The 15864-nt window shown below is 64.9% G+C and carries 15 protein-coding genes; 9 read left to right on the top strand and 6 right to left on the bottom strand.

The window, feature by feature from the left end:
• The first annotated feature begins 35 nt into the window (after nucleotides 1-35).
• Together D9X30_RS16530 and D9X30_RS16535 are read left to right on the top strand one after the other, a co-directional pair.
• Nucleotides 36-905, top strand: coding sequence for a DUF72 domain-containing protein (locus tag D9X30_RS16530; RefSeq protein ID WP_153948281.1), 870 nt, complete (start codon nucleotides 36-38; stop codon nucleotides 903-905).
• 291 nt (nucleotides 906-1196) lie between these two features.
• Nucleotides 1197-2114, top strand: coding sequence for a manganese catalase family protein (locus tag D9X30_RS16535; protein ID WP_153948449.1), 918 nt, complete (start codon nucleotides 1197-1199; stop codon nucleotides 2112-2114).
• A gap of 237 nt (nucleotides 2115-2351) precedes the next feature.
• Here the strand turns inward: D9X30_RS16535 and D9X30_RS16540 are convergent, their stop codons facing one another.
• The 4 genes from D9X30_RS16540 to D9X30_RS16555 form a co-directional block, all read right to left on the bottom strand.
• Nucleotides 2352-2966, bottom strand: coding sequence for a DUF4142 domain-containing protein (locus D9X30_RS16540; RefSeq protein ID WP_153948282.1), 615 nt, complete (start codon nucleotides 2964-2966; stop codon nucleotides 2352-2354).
• A 34-nt stretch (nucleotides 2967-3000) separates the two neighbouring features.
• The gene (locus D9X30_RS16545) at nucleotides 3001-3186 is read right to left on the bottom strand and encodes a hypothetical protein (protein ID WP_153948283.1); all 186 of its coding nucleotides are present in this window, start codon (nucleotides 3184-3186) and stop codon (nucleotides 3001-3003) included.
• A 58-nt stretch (nucleotides 3187-3244) separates the two neighbouring features.
• Nucleotides 3245-3709 carry a hemerythrin domain-containing protein gene (locus D9X30_RS16550; RefSeq protein ID WP_153948284.1) on the bottom strand — a complete coding sequence of 155 codons (465 nt, stop codon included), beginning with the start codon at nucleotides 3707-3709 and terminating at the stop codon, nucleotides 3245-3247.
• Nucleotides 3710-4066: 357 nt separating this feature from the next.
• Entirely contained in the window at nucleotides 4067-5383 is a 1317-nt protein-coding gene (locus D9X30_RS16555) for an Nramp family divalent metal transporter (protein WP_153948285.1), read from the bottom strand.
• 399 nt (nucleotides 5384-5782) lie between these two features.
• On the opposite strand from D9X30_RS16555, the gene D9X30_RS16560 reads away from it, so the two are divergent.
• The 4 genes from D9X30_RS16560 to D9X30_RS16575 all read left to right on the top strand — a co-directional run bounded on the left by D9X30_RS16560 (nucleotide 5783) and on the right by D9X30_RS16575 (nucleotide 8913).
• Nucleotides 5783-7441 (top strand): RecQ family ATP-dependent DNA helicase, encoded by a 1659-nt coding sequence (locus tag D9X30_RS16560; protein ID WP_349632234.1) that lies wholly within the window; start codon nucleotides 5783-5785, stop codon nucleotides 7439-7441.
• Between the two features lie 210 nt (nucleotides 7442-7651).
• Nucleotides 7652-8086, top strand: coding sequence for a BON domain-containing protein (locus D9X30_RS16565; RefSeq protein ID WP_194946529.1), 435 nt, complete (start codon nucleotides 7652-7654; stop codon nucleotides 8084-8086).
• A 343-nt stretch (nucleotides 8087-8429) separates the two neighbouring features.
• Nucleotides 8430-8630, top strand: coding sequence for a hypothetical protein (locus D9X30_RS16570; RefSeq protein WP_153948287.1), 201 nt, complete (start codon nucleotides 8430-8432; stop codon nucleotides 8628-8630).
• A gap of 1 nt (nucleotide 8631) precedes the next feature.
• The gene (locus D9X30_RS16575) at nucleotides 8632-8913 is read left to right on the top strand and encodes a hypothetical protein (RefSeq protein ID WP_153948288.1); all 282 of its coding nucleotides are present in this window, start codon (nucleotides 8632-8634) and stop codon (nucleotides 8911-8913) included.
• A gap of 43 nt (nucleotides 8914-8956) precedes the next feature.
• Here D9X30_RS16575 and D9X30_RS16580 read toward each other — a convergent pair whose 3' ends face one another.
• Both D9X30_RS16580 and D9X30_RS16585 read right to left on the bottom strand, forming a co-directional pair.
• Entirely contained in the window at nucleotides 8957-9193 is a 237-nt protein-coding gene (locus D9X30_RS16580) for a hypothetical protein (RefSeq protein WP_153948289.1), read from the bottom strand.
• 136 nt (nucleotides 9194-9329) lie between these two features.
• A complete protein-coding gene (locus D9X30_RS16585; protein ID WP_153948290.1) occupies nucleotides 9330-10499 on the bottom strand; it encodes a zinc-dependent alcohol dehydrogenase in 1170 nt (389 codons plus the stop codon).
• 190 nt (nucleotides 10500-10689) lie between these two features.
• Between D9X30_RS16585 and D9X30_RS16590 the strand changes: the two genes are divergently transcribed.
• The 3 genes from D9X30_RS16590 to D9X30_RS16600 all read left to right on the top strand — a co-directional run bounded on the left by D9X30_RS16590 (nucleotide 10690) and on the right by D9X30_RS16600 (nucleotide 15796).
• Nucleotides 10690-11049, top strand: coding sequence for a hypothetical protein (locus D9X30_RS16590; protein WP_153948291.1), 360 nt, complete (start codon nucleotides 10690-10692; stop codon nucleotides 11047-11049).
• 524 nt (nucleotides 11050-11573) lie between these two features.
• Nucleotides 11574-15035, top strand: coding sequence for an autotransporter outer membrane beta-barrel domain-containing protein (locus D9X30_RS16595; RefSeq protein ID WP_153948292.1), 3462 nt, complete (start codon nucleotides 11574-11576; stop codon nucleotides 15033-15035).
• Between the two features lie 83 nt (nucleotides 15036-15118).
• On the top strand, nucleotides 15119-15796 hold the full coding sequence (locus tag D9X30_RS16600; RefSeq protein WP_194946530.1) for an HD-GYP domain-containing protein: 678 nt from the start codon (nucleotides 15119-15121) through the stop codon (nucleotides 15794-15796).
• Nucleotides 15797-15864 lie beyond the last annotated feature (68 nt).

Below are 15864 nucleotides of genomic sequence, written 5' to 3' on the forward strand. Positions count from 1 at the left end.
CAGGGCAGTTCGAATTCGAGTCAATCGCGCGCGCAATGACAGTCCGCATCGGCATATCGGGTTGGCGCTATGCGGGGTGGCGGGGCGTCTTCTACCCGCCCAAGCTTCCCCAGCGCCGTGAGCTGGAGTATGCGTCGCGCCAGGTGGACACCATCGAAATCAACGGCTCCCATTATTCGCTGCAGTCGATAGAGAGCTGGCAGGCCTGGCACGATGCGGTGCCCGACGATTTTGTGTTCGCGGTAAAGGGGCCGCGATATTTGACGCACCTGCTGCGCTTCCGCGATGAGAAAGCCGTGCCGGCGATGGCCAACTTCTATGCGTCCGGGGTGCTTGCGCTTCGTCGCAAGCTGGGACCCTTCCTTTGGCAGTTTCCGCCCAACTTCCGCTTCGATGCCGAGCGGTTCGACAGATTCTTGTCGCTGTTGCCAAAATCTTCGCGCGAAGCGCGGGCGCTGGCGGCCCAGCACGATACCCGTGTCAGGTCGCCGTGGTATGGCACCAAGGGAAACAGCCGCCTTCGGCACGCGGTGGAGGTGCGACACGACAGTTTCTGCACCGCGGAGTTTCCCGCGCTGCTCCGCGAGCATCGGGTGGCATTGGTGGTGTCGCACGCCATTGCTGACTGGCCCTACGCGGAAGACGTGACCAGCGATTTCATCTACATGCGCCTGCACGGCGCCGACGCGCTGTACAGCGGCGCCTATCCCGATGCATCGCTGGACCGCTGGGCGGCCCGCATCTACGCGTGGGCACATGGACGGGAGCCTGCCGATGCGGTCCGCATCGCCCCACAGCCGCCGCGACGGGCCACCCGGCGCGACGTGTACTGCTATTTCGATAACGACAAGAAGGTGAACGCGCCATTCGACGCCAAGCGGCTGCGCGAGCGCGTCATCCCCTGATCTACAACGTCTCCACACGCGACTTGCAATTCGCGCGCCTTCCGGGATGGCGCATGCGGTGCTACGTCCCGCGCGCCTTGCCGGCTCCGTTGGACGTTGCGCAGGTACGTTCCATGCGGAACGCCTCACGACGGCTCCTCGGCGGAGCCGTTCATATCGTCTCCTCTCCTTTGGCCCGCGTTCGCGCGGGCCTTTTCTTGCCGGGGCGCTTCGGGCGTGAAGGTGGCACAACCGTTGCGAACGCCGGTAGGCGCGTTTGCCATCATTGGTGATCAACCTGGAGGATTCGTCATGTTCATCCACAACAAGCGATTGCAGTACACCGTGCGCGTTTCACGTCCCGATCCGGGCGTGGCGAATCTGCTGCTGGAGCAATTTGGCGGTCCGCAGGGAGAGCTGGCGGCTGCGTGCCGGTACTTTACCCAGGCGCTGGCGGAGGAAGATCCCGGCCGCAAGGACATGCTGTTCGACATCGCGACAGAGGAACTCAGCCATCTGGAGATCATCGGCTCGCTGATCGCCATGCTGAACCGGGGCGCCAAGGGAGAACTGGCGGAAGGCGTGCAACAGGAGGCGGAACTCTATCGCTCTCTGCAAGGTGCGGGCAACGACAGCCACGTGACGCAGATCCTGTATGGCGGTGGCCCCGCGCTGGTGAACTCGGCCGGGGTGCCGTGGACCGCGGCGTATATCGACACAATCGGTGAGCCGACCGCCGATCTGCGGTCGAACATCGCTGCCGAGGCGAGGGCGAAGCTGATCTATGAGCGGCTGATCAATGTCACCGATGATCCGAGCGTGCAGGAAGCCCTGGGGTTTCTGATGACGCGGGAGGTGTCGCACCAGAAGTCGTTCGAGAAGGCGTTGTACTCGATCACGCCAAGCTTCCCGCCGGGAAAAATGCCCGCCGATCCAAAATTTGCCAGCGTGTATTTCAAGATGTCCCAAGGCGGCGAGGTGATTCGCGGACCCTGGAACGCGGACAGTACGTTTTCCTTTGTGGATACGCCCACGCCCGCCGTCGATGGCGGAGATGGCTCGGCCAGCGTGGCCCTGCCGGCAGACCAGCAATCGACGCTGGAGGCATTTGCGATGCGAGGCCAGTCGGACGTCAATAGCGATCCGGTCACCGGCGCGGATCTGGGCAAGGCGGACGGCGATGTGGATGGCGTGGGAGATGCCGCAGCCGACGAGGCGCCGGCACGCTAGGAAGCCATCATGTCCCTCGCAGATTCCGCCGCTTTCCATTGGCGTCGGCACCCCGTCCGGATGTTGACGGGGATCGCGATCACCTTGGCGGGGATGATTGCCGCTGCCGGCCTGGTCTAGCCTGCGATCGCTGGCAAGCCACCCCTGTCGCTGCTGTGCGGCGACAGGGGCGACAGGGGCGACAGGGGCATATGCGCTACGCCCGGGGGCGAGTACGCTATCGCGGTGCTATTGCGGTCAGTCGTCGCCGACCTTCTTCTTCAGATCACGGGCCATCTGCAGATGGCCTTCCAGGTCGGGCAGATGCTTGGCGGCAAACGCCTTGACGTCAGCGTCTTTCGCCGTGTTCGACGCCTCGCGGAATGTCTTCACGGCGCTTTCGTGCGCGGCGACGCCTATGCGGCTTGCGTACATCTTGTCGAATTTGGCACCGCTGAGTGCGCTCAAGGCCTTGATCTCGCTCTTTTGCGTGGTGGAGGGTTCCTTTGGTGTCGTGACGCCTTTCTTGGCGGCCAGGGCATCCAGTTCAGCACCCACCTTGCCGTGGTCGTGGATCATCCTGTCGGCAAACGACTTGACATCCGCGTTCTGACTTTTTTGCTGAGCGAGCTTGCTTGCCTCGATTTCCGCGTGACCCGAGTGCGCGGCGTCTTCGATGAATTTGCTGTCGCTGTGAGCCGGTCGCGATGCGCCGGCCGAGCCGCCCGCCGTGGTGCCTTTCGTGCTATCCGGCGTGACATTGCCGGTGGTGCCCGAGGCTGGCGACAGGCTGGAGCCTTGCGCCACGGCCGCTGACGACCAGACGAGTACGCTGGCAATGGCGACCAGCGGACGCCAGAAGTGACTTTGCATAAGAGCCTCCGTTTCAGTGTCCTCGGCCCGGGATTTACTTCGGACCGTGGCGTTGTTTGGCGCCGCCGCCCGCACCGTGCGTCTTGCCCGCCTTCACGTGGCTCGCGGCATGGTGGCCGCTAGCGGGCTTCTTGCTCGGTGTCGTCGCGGCTTTGCCCGACTTGTCTTCTGCCCGGGCGTCCTGCTCCGAGCGGTTTGACGGTGATGCTGTCTTGGTCATGATCGATGACTCCTGTTGCGGAACGGATCGCTCCGAAGCGCGGGCGGCGGGTGGGGAATCAAGCCGGTTGGCCGGTGAGTTCGGCCTTGCGCGCTTCGAGCTGTTGCGCCACCTCCTTGAGATCGACCTTGGCGCGGATCACGGCCTGGAAGAGTTCGTTCTCTTCTTCCGCGACGTGGTGGCCCACGTACTCCGACAATACGGTGTAGTGCGCCTCCAGCATCTCGCTGTTGCCGGCCTCGATCTTGGCGATCAGGTCCTTCGCCACAGCGTGCTCGACCTTGGCCTCGTCGAGCATGTCGTCGATCTTGTCGCTGGCGCCGCGCAGGGCAGGGTAGAAGATCTCTTCCTCGATCTGCGCATGGACGGTCAATTGCTGGCAGGTCTCGGCCGCGATCGACTGCTTCTCGGCGTCGTCCTTGGCATCCTGAAATGCCTTGAAGAGTTTCTTGACGCTGCGGTGATCGTCCACCAGCAGGGAGAGTGCGGCGCGCTGTTCGACGGGTAGTTTGGATTTGTCCATGATGTCTCGTGCTGTGGGGTGGTTTGATGGTGAGACGGCCAAACCGAGTGCCGTCCCGCAAGGCCCCTGCAAGACGTATTCCAGCTCTGCAACGACGCCGCAAGGCGCGCGGGTGCTGCCATACGGTGGCGCGCCGCCCGGAATTTGTCGGCTACGCCGCCATAAACGCCACGAATTGAAAGAATGCCAGTCGGCCGGAGTCCCGGACATTTCGCGTAACACGGCGGAGCCATCCGATGGTGCGGTGCAAAAAATCAGACAGTCACCGACAGGGAACGCAGCGCCGGCACGCTAATGTGCCGCCATGCAGTCGTGAAGCTTGGGCCCGATCCATCTCCAGTGGCGGGCTTCTTTTTTTCAACCCGAAACGGCCGTCACGCAGAGAACGAGCACCGTCAGCCACATCACGCCCGTGGCGCACCACGCCAGGCGATGTATCCACGGCGACGGCGCGAATGGGCCCACGATCCGGTGGTCGCGGGACATCAGTTGCAGCATGACCATCGCGGGCGCGGCGGCGATTCCATTGAGGACGGCGCTCCATACCAGCAGCCTGGCCGGCTCGATCGGCGCGAAGCAGAGAGCTGCGCCGATGATCATCGAGACCGCAATGACCGCATAGAAGTGCCTGGCCGACAGCGGCTTTTCTTCGAGGCTTCGTCGCCAGCGCATCGCCTCGGCCGCCGCGTAGCCAACTGACCCAGCCAGCACCGGCACGGCAAGCAGGCCCGTGCCAATGATGCCGAGTGCGAACAGCAGTACGCCCCACTTTCCGGCAACCGGCTCCAGCGCCTTGGCGGCGTCGACGGACGACGCGATGTCGAGCACACCCTGTGCGTGCAGGGCGTAAGAGGCGGTCAGCATGATGCAGAGCGCTATCACCGCCGACACGACCATGCCGGTAATCGTGTCAATGTTGATGCGGCGAAGTTCCTGCCTGGCCTGCTCCGGCGCATCGCGTAAAGGATGGGCCGTGCGGTCCGCTTCGAGTTCCTCGACCTCCGATGCCGCCTGCCAGACAAAGAGGTACGGGCTGATGGTGGTGCCGAAGACCGCGACCAGCACCAGCAGATAGCCGTTGGATAAATGGACGTGCGGCAGGATGAGGGAAACCATCGCGTCGCGCCAGTTCACCTTGAGCATGAACATGGCGACGACGTAGACCAGCAGCGACAGGCTCAGCCAGCGTAGATAACCGGCATAGCGTCGATAGGGCACAAAGAGTTGGAGCAGCAGGGAGACGCCGGAAAACGCCAGCGTGTAGATCCAGCGATGCCCGCCTGCGACAAGCGCCAGCGCGTCGCCCATCGCAGCCAGATCGGCGCCGATGTTCAACGTGTTGGCCAGGACCAGCAGCACCACGAACCCGTAGGCCAGCTTTTGTGACTTGTGCCGGCGGACGTTCGCAACGATGCCGCTGCCAGAGATCCGGCCCAGGCGTGCGCAGACAAGCTGGATCGCAATCATCAGCGGCAACGAAAACAGCAGGCTCCACAGCAATCCGTTACCGAACTGGGCGCCGGCCTGTGCATAGGTAACGATGCCGCTGGGATCGTCATCGGCCGCCCCGGTCACGAGACCCGGGCCCATCAATTTGTACCATGGGGCGTCCTCGTGGCCTTTCGGATCGCTGGCGGCTGAATCACGGCTGTCCTCTGGCGTGTGCGCTTGCATGGGTATCTCCCTGTACGTCTGCCCGCGGTGCCAGGACGGGAACGACATGCACGCAAGGCGGGGACGGTTCGAGACCAAGGGATACGTGGTTGCGTGACATGCCGATGTCGGACGGACGCTGAAGCCGATGCCGGACTGCGGCCTATTGAGTCCTGCAGGCAGACTGCCCGGTCGCGCATGGGCAGGCATCGACCTACCGGACGCGCCAGCCCTGTGTGGTACGCAAGTTGCAGCGGTGCGGGATCGGGCGCGTACGGCAGTGACGTACCCATGCGCTGCGCCCCGCTTCAGGAGGTTGTGCGGAGACTTCATGGATATCGCTACCGAATCGCCCGGGCCGTGCGCGGCGGCATGTTCCGTTCCCGACCAGCAATGTCCCCGACGCTCCCGCCCGCTTTGATGCGGGTACTACGGCGCCGCTTTGGTGTCACGCGCTTGCGCCCTGGCCAGGCGGAGGTGCTGGCCAGCGTGCTGCAGGGACGGGACACTATCGCCGTCATGCCGACCGGCAGCGGCAAGTCGCTGTGCTTTCAACTTCCGGCGCTGATGCGCGACGGCCTGACCGTGGTGGTGTCGCCGCTGATTGCGTTGATGCAGGACCAGGCGACGAAGCTGGGTGCGCTCGATCTTGCCCCTGCCGTGCTCAATAGCGCGGTAGGCGATGCGGCGCTCGACGATCTGGCGCAGCGCCACGAGCGCATCCTGTTGACGACGCCCGAACAACTGGAGAACCCCGAAGTTCTGGATGTCCTGCGCCGCAATCGGATCGCCCTGTTCGTCGTGGACGAAGCGCACTGCATTTCGCAGTGGGGCCATGACTTCCGGCCCGCCTACCTGGGGTTGCGTGACGCCGCCGCCGCGTTGTCCCGGCCCCCGCTGCTGGCGTTGACCGCCACGGCCACGGAAGCGGTCATTGACGATATCGTCCGGGAACTCGGCATGCGGGACCCCCGCGTCGTACGCGCACCGCTGTTCCGGCCGAACCTTGCCTACGCGGTCGAGCATGTGTCCGGGGACGCCGCCCGGCTTGACGCTGTAAGGCGGCTCGTGTCCGCGCAAACGGGCGCGGGCATCGTCTATTCGGCGACGGTCGCCGTGGCCGAACGGTTGCATGGCGCCTTGCAGCAGACCGGCAGTCGCGTGGCGCTCTATCACGGGCGCCTGGCGGCGACGCAAAGGCGCGATGCGCAGGACGCCTTCATGTCCGGCGCGGTGGATGTGATGGTGGCCACCAACGCGTTCGGCATGGGCATCGACAAGCCCGACGTGCGGTTCATCGTGCACGCCCAGTCACCGGGCAGCCTCGATGCCTACTATCAGGAATCCGGCAGGGCGGGGCGCGATGGCGATCTTGCGCGCTGCACGCTGGTATTCGACGAAAAGGACAAGCGGATTCACCAGTTCTTCCTGGCCGGCCGATATCCGTCCGCAACGGATCTGCGCCGGATGGCGACGATGGTCCGCGAGACGCCAATGGACATGTTGTCGCTGCGTGCGGCACTGGACGATATCGGCATACGGCGCCTGCAGGCGGGCATGCGGATGCTGCGCGAATTTGGCATTGTGCAGCGCGACGGCCGCGGCCGGTTTTCGTTGCGCGATCGCGATGAAGCCGGTGTCGACAAGATCGCCGATTGCTACGCCGCGCGCAGTCGGGAGGACCACGCAACGCTTCAGGCCATGCTCGATTACGCTCGGAGCGGAAGCTGCCGGTGGGCGACGTTGCTCGCGTACTACGGCGAGACGGATGGGCCGGAACGCTGCGGCATTTGCGATAGCTGCCAGCGCCTGGCCGAGGTGGTGTCGCATCCGGCCAGTGACACCGCGCGTGCGCCGGCAGCGTTGCCGGCGTTGCCTTTCGCGAAGGGAGACGCCGTGCGGGCGCGCCGGTTTGGGGATGGCATCGCCGTCGACGTATCGGAGGAATGGGTCGACGTACGGTTTCCGGACGACAGCGTGCGGCGCTTCCTGCCGCAATTCCTGCGGCGCCAACGCAGGCGTGCAGCATCGAATGCCAGCAGCATGCCCATGCAGGGCGTCCCGGAATCACGCGAATAGCTGCCGACGCGGCAGCAGGCGAGGTGGGCGGGGCGTGCGAGCCACGGGCGAATTTCGGCGCACTTTTTGCCCCGCCCTGGGCGCGCCATCGACGTTAGCTCCCCAGTCACGGTTCTTGCGTCGCTCCGAGGTTTCGACGCCATTCAGGCCCAGGGTCGCCTGGGTCCGATGCCTGAGCGCCGAAGGAAACTGCAACAGGAGATCGTGGCCATGAACGAATACCCACAGCATACGAGGGCAGTCCCCAAGGGCTACACGCGCCCCGACGAGAGCATTCGGGAAGATCTTTGCCGGCGGCTGGCATACAGCGATGCCGTGGATGTGCGCGATGTCGAGGTCGGCGTCGATGGCGGCGTCGTGGAACTGAGCGGATGGGTCCAGGACCGGCGCCAGAAGCGGTGGATCGAGGAACTGGCTGCGCAAGTGCCTGGTGTGCGCGATGTGTTGAACCGGATACGGATGGCCCAGCAGCGTGCCAGCGCAAGCGCGGACGGGCATGTCAGCGGCATCAGCCATTCCAGCCCCGCCACGGGCTCTGCCGCAAGCAGTTATGGCGGCGGCGTCGAGCGGGGGGAGTCGAACGAATTTCCGAAGGGGCGTGATCCGTATGGCGGCACGACCAATCCCATGAAATCCGTGACATGAACCGTACCGGTGACGCGTCAGGGAGCCGCGCGAATCTACAACGTCTCCCGTCGCGAGTTGCAAGGTTCGTCGCGCGCGCACCGCGCATGCTGCACGCCGGAACTGCGATGCCGCCGCGCCCGGTAGGGTTGGGGCCGGGTACATTCCATGCGAGATGGACCCCGACGGCGCCTCCGGTGCCGTCCTTATCGTCTCCTCTCCTTTCGCCCGCGTTCGCGCGGGCTTTTTCTTGCCGGCCCGGTTCGACTGTCCGGAATGCTTGCCTTCCCTAACGCGCAGGCGCCGTGCCGATGGCGTAATTTTCAAAATAAAAAGAGCGAATTGCCATCGTTCCGGACAGATCATGAAAAACTTCAAGAGCGCCTTGCTCATCCACCGCTACATTGGCGAACTGGAAGGCCAGATCTCGGCGCAGGAGCGCCGTATCCGGGCGAGCCAGCAGTCCGGCTTGCCGGATGTGGACGCCGAGCGCCAGCTGGCCGCGCTGCGCGGGTCTCTGGAGGCGCTGCGTTTCCGCGCGCGCAGTATTCCTGGAGGGCGCTGAAATGTTCGCCGATCGCCCGCGGTTTCTCAGCGATGTGGTGCTGGACGTGACGCTGTATCGAGGCGCGCGCCGCGCGCTGCTGGTCCGCTCGGGACTCGAACTGGAAAATCTGCCGACCCATGTCCTGAAGTGGCTCGGCGAGATTCAATCGATGGAGAAAGCGGAATTTTCCGAAACCACCTCGCTGATCGGTATTTCGGCGCCAGCGGTCATGTACGACCTGCTCATCCACGGCTTCTACCTGATGGAGCCGGCCGCCATCGATCCTGCGCCCAAGCCGTAGGCCCAACGCGGGGCCGTCGGCATGAGGCCATCGGGGGAACGGATCAGCCACTCACGTGGGGCTTGTCGGACTGGTCGCGATTGCCTTGCTCGTCTCGCGGCGACACTTGCTCGTTCATGATCTCGTTGGGCGTCGGCTGCTTGCCGCCTTGCGACGCGCCGGGCCCCTCGGTCTGGGGATTGCGCCCCGGAATGGCATCGGCATCCGTCGATGGCTTCTGCCGTTCGGCGTTTGTGGGCTTGCGCGCCGGGTGGCGGCTGCTGGTTTCTTCGTGCTTCATGGCGGGTCCTCCAGGAAAACGTTGGGGCGCTCAAGCAGGCTGGCCGCGCGTACCCCCGCCGCGTCGCATGGAAATCGGCTGGGTGGCGGGCCGCCCAGCCAGGTGTTGCAAGACGCATTCCATCGCCGGTGGCGCGCTACATGGTCATGACGACCTTTATGCAGCCGTCCTGCTTGTCGCGGAATGTCTTGTACATGTCGGGGCCGTTTTCCAGTGCCACGCGGTGCGTGATGATGAAGGACGGGTCGATCTGGCCGTCGAGGATGCGCTGCAGCAGGTCGTCGGTCCAGCGATTCACATGGGTCTGTCCCGTGCGGATCGTGAGCCCCTTGTTCATCAGGGCGCCCATGGGGATTTTGTCGACCAGGCCGCCATAAACGCCAGGAATTGAAAGAATGCCAGCCGGCCGGCACACGTAGATCATTTCGCGCAGCACATGCGGCCGATCGGATTCCAGCATGACCGCCTGCTTGATGCGGTCGTAGACGGAATCGAGCGACGCCGTGGCGTGGGCTTCCAGGCCGACTGCGTCGATGCACTTGTCCGGCCCCTTGCCGTTGGTCAGTTCGTTGAGCGCCTCAACGACGTTGACCGCATCGAAGTTCACCGGCGAGGCGCCAAGCTGCTGGGCCATGGCCAGCCGCTCCACGACGTTGTCGATGGCGAGAATCCGTTGCGCGCCCATGATCTTTGCGCTCAGGATCGCGAACTGGCCCACGGGGCCTGCGCCCCATACGGCAACGACATCGTCTGGCTGGATGTCGCAGGCGGCTGCCGCCTGCCAGCCGGTGGGCAGGATATCGCCGAGGAACAGCACCGATTCGTCGCTGATGCCCTGGGGTATCTTGACCGGCGCAACGTCGGCATACGGCACGCGTACGAATTCGGCCTGGCCGCCTGCATAGCCGCCTGTCAGATGGGTGTAGCCAAACAGGCCGGCCGTGGCGTGTCCGAATACCTTGTCGGCAGTGGCCTTGTTGCGGTTGGTCCGTTCGCAGACCGAGAAATTGCCCCGGCGGCACTGATCGCATTCGCCGCAAACGATGGTGAAGGGAACAACCACGCGGTCTCCCACTTTCAAGCGCCGGTTCTCCGCGCCCACTTCGACGACCTCGCCCATGAACTCATGGCCCATGATGTCGCCCTTTTCCATGCCGGGCACGAAGCCGTCGAACAGGTGAAGGTCCGAGCCGCAGATGGCGCAACTGCTGACCTTGATGATGGCGTCGCGCGGATGCTCGATGGTCGGGTCGGGGACGGTGTCACAGCGGATGTCGTGCTTTCCATGCCAGCAAAGGGCTTTCATGTTTGGCTCCAGGCGGTGGGGGGGCGGCAGGGCCGGCCGTCATGACCGGCCCCGGATGCGGTCGCCGCACGCATCGAATGTGCCCGGCGGGTCCGGCGGCCCCGCCGGTACGCGAGATGCGAATGGAGATCCGCCGGGCACGCAATTTGCGCGCTACCGGAGGATGATTTGCCGACTGACGGAGATTCCCATGCCAACCATCGTTGCCGGATTTGCCGAGAGCGGCACGGCCGGGGCCGCGTGTCAGGCGCTTGTCGAGACGTACCCGGGGCTCAACGTGGCCTTGCGGCTGGCTGCCGAGAATGAAAGGGAAGCGGGTGGCGAAGGCCTTCTGGCGGACCTTCGGAGCCTGATGGTGGAAATCGTAGGGGTGCAGAGCGCCGACGGCGCCGAGCACCCGGATGGATACGCGGCACGACTGATCGTGTCCGATGTGCCGGTCACGCAACTGGACGCGGTAAAGGCGCTGCTGTCGGGGCACCGCGCCGTCTTTATCGGCGAACTAGCCGATGGGGACGTACGCGAACGAGCGCCCCATGGAACACCGTAAGGCAGAAGCCAGTCCGACCGGGTCCGCCGGCGGGTAGGGATCGCCCAAGGCCGTGGCAAGGACGCACTGGCTCACCAGAACAAGCCATGGCGGCACCGGCCTGCAGGGCCCGTACGGGTGCGCCCTGTGACGGCCGCCTGACCACGCCATCGCCGCCGTCCCACCATTCCGCCAAAATTCCGTCGTGGGGAGCCCGCCCGCCGCACGCACCGATTCTGACAATGCAGAAAACGTTAAAAACGGCATTAACGGTTAAAGGCTCCTCTTAATACGTTTTTTGAAATATTTCATATAGGTTCCCGGGACGCGGATTGTATTCTGAACCCATCGCGATTCCGGCCAGCCGTGCTGGCTCCCTGCATGGGGAAGCATGCCCGTCCAGGCGCGTGACGCCGCCGGCCAGTATCGGGCGCAGCATGCATGCCCGGCTTGCCATTCACTGCAATCGTTCCAGCGAGAGGTTTGCAAGCATGGTCAGATGCCGGTCCTGCGCCCGATACCCATTCCTCATCGTCGCCGTGTGCATGGCGCCCGGTGTTGTCAGATCCGCGCTGGCCGCCACGTACGGCCCGGGGACGATCACCACGCCAATCATTGTCAGCTCCGCCGACGGGACGGTGGCCGGGTCAACGACGATAACGGTCACGGGCAACGGCGTCAAAATCAATAGCGGCCGGACGGCAACGCTGGACCCGACGTTCGGGGCCTCGCCGGGCCCGATCGTCCTCAACGCCTCCGGCTATGGCCTGTATGTGTATGGCGGAACCGGTGTTATCAGCCCTGGGACGGGCGGGGTATCGATCACGACCACAGGAACCGGCAACAGTTCCACGGGCATTCTCGTCCAGACCGTTGGAGCGGCCGGCGGCACCTTGAATGCAGACGGCGTTTCGATCACGACGAACGGGAGCAGCGCGACCGGCCTTTGGCTGTACGGTACCGGCGCCAATGCCACGGTAAGCCATGCACGCATCGCGACGGGCGGGGCAAGCGGCGCATCGACGCTGGCATACGGCATGATGGTGAACGGCGGCGCCGGCGGATCGATATCGAACTCGACTATTTCGACGACCGGCCCGGGCGGGTTTGGCGTCTACGTGGCGGGCGCCGGCAGCAGGGCATCTGTCACCAACGTCGATATCACGACGGCGGGCAGCACGTTCCTATCGGGCACCGAGAACGGCGCCTACGGCGTCGTGGCGTCCAGCGGTGCGGCGGTCACGGTCAATGGGGGAAGCGTCACGACATCGGGCGCTTTTGCGGGCATCACGGGCGCCTACGGCGTCTTCGTCAAGGATGCAGGATCGAGCGGCATCGTATCGGGCACGACGATCACGACCACAGGCCAGATCGGCGGTGCCATCAATGCGCGGCTTGGCGGGACCGTGCAGGCCGATCACGTGACACTCAGCACCTCGGGCGAGGTCGCCGCCGGAAACATCGGTTCCTATGGCTTCAACATGCAGGAAGGGTCCAGCGGCACGCTCACTGCCAGCTCGATCAAGACCTATGGCACGACGGGCGTCGGCCTGCGGGCCTCGGAGTCGTCATCGATCAACGCAAGTACCACAACCGTGGAAACGTTCGGTACAAGCGGCACCGGGGCGTCGGCATCTGTCGGCGGCAATATCACGGTGAACGACACACAGTTTCAGACCCATGGCACGAGCGCCGCCGGGTTGCTGGCCTCGGGCACCAACGCGGCGGGCAACAGCCCATCGCGTGTGACGGCGACGGGTGGCAGCATTGCGAGCAGCGGTGCCTGGGCGCACGGGGCCGTGGCGCGGGGTGGCGGTGCGATATCGCTCGACACCGTTCCGGTCACGACATCGAACCAGCACGCTATTGGCCTGGCCGCGACCGGCGCGAACAGCCAGTTGCAGGCGAATGGCGGCAGCGTGACGACCACGGGGCTGGACGGCCACGGGGCCTATGCGGAGCAGGGCGGCCTGCTGACGCTCAATGGGACGACGATCGCCACCAGCGGCGATGGTGCCCATGGTCTGGTGGTGGATACCGCCGCCACCGCCATCGTCCGGCCTGCCGCCGGCGGCGGCAATGCTTCGCTTGCCACGACCGGCGCCAATGCCGACGTCGTGCGTGTCGGCAGCGGGGGACTCTTCACCGCGACGGGGGCCACGCTTCATGCGTCGGGGACTGGGGCCAATGGACTGACACTGATTGGTGGCACCGGGTCGGTCGGCCTTGGCACGATCCTGACCGGCGCAAGGGACGGCGCGGCCGATGCCAATGGCGGTGAATCCGAGCTGCTGCTGGCGCCCGCGTCTGTGATCGCGCCATCGCTGCTGCCGAAGGCCACCACGCCGCTGTCCGTGGAAACGGCCAACCTGACGGATACCGTGCTGAAGTCCGATCAGGGGGCCGCCATCGCTGTCATCGGACCGGACGCCACCGTCAACCTGACGCGCTCCACGGTCTCCGGCGCCACGGCGCTGCTGACCGTCTCGGCCGATGCGGCCGGCCCCGGCGTGGCCGTGGTCAACGCCGACGCTTCCACCTTGACCGGCGCCGCGCTCACCGATGCGGCCAGCACATCGACACTTAATCTGGCAAACGCCAGCACCTGGCATGTCACGGCGAACTCCACGCTGACAAACCTTGCCAACAATGCCAGCCTGATTGCGTTCACGCCGCCGGCAACGGGAGGATTCAAGACGCTGACCGCCCGGCACTACAGCGGCACGGGTGGCGTCATCGCGCTGAACACGGTGCTGGGCGCGGACGGCTCCGCATCGGACAAGCTGGTGATCCATGGCGGCACGGCCAGCGGCACGACCGGCCTGCGGGTGGCAAACGCCGGCGGCGCTGGGGCGCTGACCGTCGCCAACGGTATCCAGGTCGTGGACGCCATCCAGGGCGGCACCACTGCCGCCGATGCCTTTGCGCTCGATGGCCGGGCCGTCGCCGGTGCCTACGAGTATCGGCTGTTTCGTGGCAGTGTGGATGGGTCCAACGCGGATGCGTGGTATCTGCGTTCGGAGGCGGCGTCGCCAGCCCCCGATCCGCTCTATCGCCCGGAGATCGCCGCGTACCTTGCCAACCAGCGGCTGGTGGGGGAGATGTTCGTGCATAGCCTGCACGACCGCCTGGGAGAGCCGCAGTACGTCGAGGGCCAGGGCTTCAACCCGGAGCAGGACAAGCCGCGCGCCGGCTGGCTGCGGGTGGTGGGCAACTGGCAAGGCAGCAAGAGCGCCAACGGCATCTTCACCGCGCGCACCAACTCCTTCCTGTTGCATGGTGGCGCCGAGCTTGCCAAGTGGAAGGTATTCAGTGACGGGGGGGATCGCGGTCACCTGGGCCTGATGGGCAGCTACGGCTACGCCAATACCAACGCGTCCGCGCGGGGGAACCCGTTCTCCGCAAAGGGCACGGTCGAAGGCTGGAGCGTGGGCGGGTATGGCACCTGGTACCAGAACGACGAGCACAAGCTCGGGGCCTACGTGGACACGTGGTTCCAGTACGGCTGGTTCACCAACCATGTCGACGGGCAATACCTGCCATCGGTCCGTTACAACGCCCAGGGCTGGGCCGCGTCGGGCGAGACCGGCTATGCGGTGCCGCTTCGCAATGACTGGGTGATCGAGCCGCAGGGGCAACTGATCTATGTGGGCTACAACGAGTCGGACGTCACCGAGCCGAACGGCACCAGTGTCCGGGGCGCCAATGCCCACGGCTGGATCACGCGCCTCGGTGCGCGCTTGCACCGAACCTTCCTGCGTGCGGAGGATCGCAAGATCCAGCCGTATCTGACGCTCAACTGGTGGCACACCAGCGTATCGAGCAGCATATCGTTCAACGACCTGCCGCTGGGCAGCATGTATCCGAGCAACCGTTATGAAGTGAAGCTTGGCGTGAATGACGATCTGGGAAAACGCTGGACGGCATGGAGCAACGTGTCAGGCGCGTGGGGCGCGCAGAGCTTCTACCAGTATGCACTCAGGGTCGGTGTGAAGTACGCGTGGTAGGCGTCGCCCGGGAGGCCAATCACGCGTGTCGGGTGCAGTGATATTGAATGATCCGGGGGATCTCAATGACGACTGCAAATGAAATGCTGGTCAGGCATGCGCTGTCCTATGCGCGAGGGATGGGTCGTCCGATCGGTCCCTTCCATCGCGACACCCGCCTGCATCTGGACGACGTGGAGATCGCGCGCCATGGCTACAGGACTTCCCAGGTTGTCCGCGTCATGCTGAAGGTATTGCGGACGTGGAACCTGGACGGGTATGTCATCACCGCCGAGCAAGCCAGCTTGTTCGTGGTGGGCGCCCGCCATCACGACATCGGAAAGATCGGGGTGCCGCCGGAGGTTCTGCATAAGCCCGGGAAATTGAGCCAGGCCGAATACGGTGCCATGAAGCGGCACACGACGATCGGCAGCGATATCGCCGGGGCGACGCTGCGCGATTGCGCCACGCTGGCCGCGCAACTGCAATCCGTGGAGGTAGTCGCGCACTACCATCACGAGCGATGGGACGGTTCGGGGTATCCCGCCGGCCTTCGCGGGCGGGACATCCCGCTCTCCGCCCGCATCGTGGCGCTCGCCGATTCCTACGATGCGATGGTGAGCCCGCGGGTCTATAAGCCGGGCATGCCTCACGAACTGGCCATGGCGGCCATTTGCGCCGGGGCGGGAAGTCTGTATGACCCGGCTCTGGTCGACGTGTTTGCCGCCGCACTGGCAACGCCACCGTTTCGTCCGGACCCTTTGGCCGCTGGCCGGCCATGATCGCCCTGACACCTGTCCATTTCTCTTAAATCTCTCCATCAAAACATTCAACATCGGGCCGTCATGGG

This window comes from Cupriavidus sp. U2, assembly GCF_009663685.2.
Lineage (GTDB): Bacteria > Pseudomonadota > Gammaproteobacteria > Burkholderiales > Burkholderiaceae > Cupriavidus > Cupriavidus necator_C.

Excerpts from the sequence above, each read along its gene's own strand:
- D9X30_RS16530 (WP_153948281.1), top strand. The coding sequence starts at position 36 with ATGACAGTCCGCATCGGCATATCGGGTTGGCGCTATGCGGGGTGGCGG.
- D9X30_RS16535 (WP_153948449.1), top strand. The coding sequence starts at position 1,197 with ATGTTCATCCACAACAAGCGATTGCAGTACACCGTGCGCGTTTCACGT.
- D9X30_RS16540 (WP_153948282.1), bottom strand. The coding sequence starts at position 2,966 with ATGCAAAGTCACTTCTGGCGTCCGCTGGTCGCCATTGCCAGCGTACTC.
- D9X30_RS16545 (WP_153948283.1), bottom strand. The coding sequence starts at position 3,186 with ATGACCAAGACAGCATCACCGTCAAACCGCTCGGAGCAGGACGCCCGG.
- D9X30_RS16550 (WP_153948284.1), bottom strand. The coding sequence starts at position 3,709 with ATGGACAAATCCAAACTACCCGTCGAACAGCGCGCCGCACTCTCCCTG.
- D9X30_RS16555 (WP_153948285.1), bottom strand. The coding sequence starts at position 5,383 with ATGCAAGCGCACACGCCAGAGGACAGCCGTGATTCAGCCGCCAGCGAT.
- D9X30_RS16560 (WP_349632234.1), top strand. The coding sequence starts at position 5,783 with ATGCGGGTACTACGGCGCCGCTTTGGTGTCACGCGCTTGCGCCCTGGC.
- D9X30_RS16565 (WP_194946529.1), top strand. The coding sequence starts at position 7,652 with ATGAACGAATACCCACAGCATACGAGGGCAGTCCCCAAGGGCTACACG.
- D9X30_RS16570 (WP_153948287.1), top strand. The coding sequence starts at position 8,430 with ATGAAAAACTTCAAGAGCGCCTTGCTCATCCACCGCTACATTGGCGAA.
- D9X30_RS16575 (WP_153948288.1), top strand. The coding sequence starts at position 8,632 with ATGTTCGCCGATCGCCCGCGGTTTCTCAGCGATGTGGTGCTGGACGTG.
- D9X30_RS16580 (WP_153948289.1), bottom strand. The coding sequence starts at position 9,193 with ATGAAGCACGAAGAAACCAGCAGCCGCCACCCGGCGCGCAAGCCCACA.
- D9X30_RS16585 (WP_153948290.1), bottom strand. The coding sequence starts at position 10,499 with ATGAAAGCCCTTTGCTGGCATGGAAAGCACGACATCCGCTGTGACACC.
- D9X30_RS16590 (WP_153948291.1), top strand. The coding sequence starts at position 10,690 with ATGCCAACCATCGTTGCCGGATTTGCCGAGAGCGGCACGGCCGGGGCC.
- D9X30_RS16595 (WP_153948292.1), top strand. The coding sequence starts at position 11,574 with ATGGCGCCCGGTGTTGTCAGATCCGCGCTGGCCGCCACGTACGGCCCG.
- D9X30_RS16600 (WP_194946530.1), top strand. The coding sequence starts at position 15,119 with ATGCTGGTCAGGCATGCGCTGTCCTATGCGCGAGGGATGGGTCGTCCG.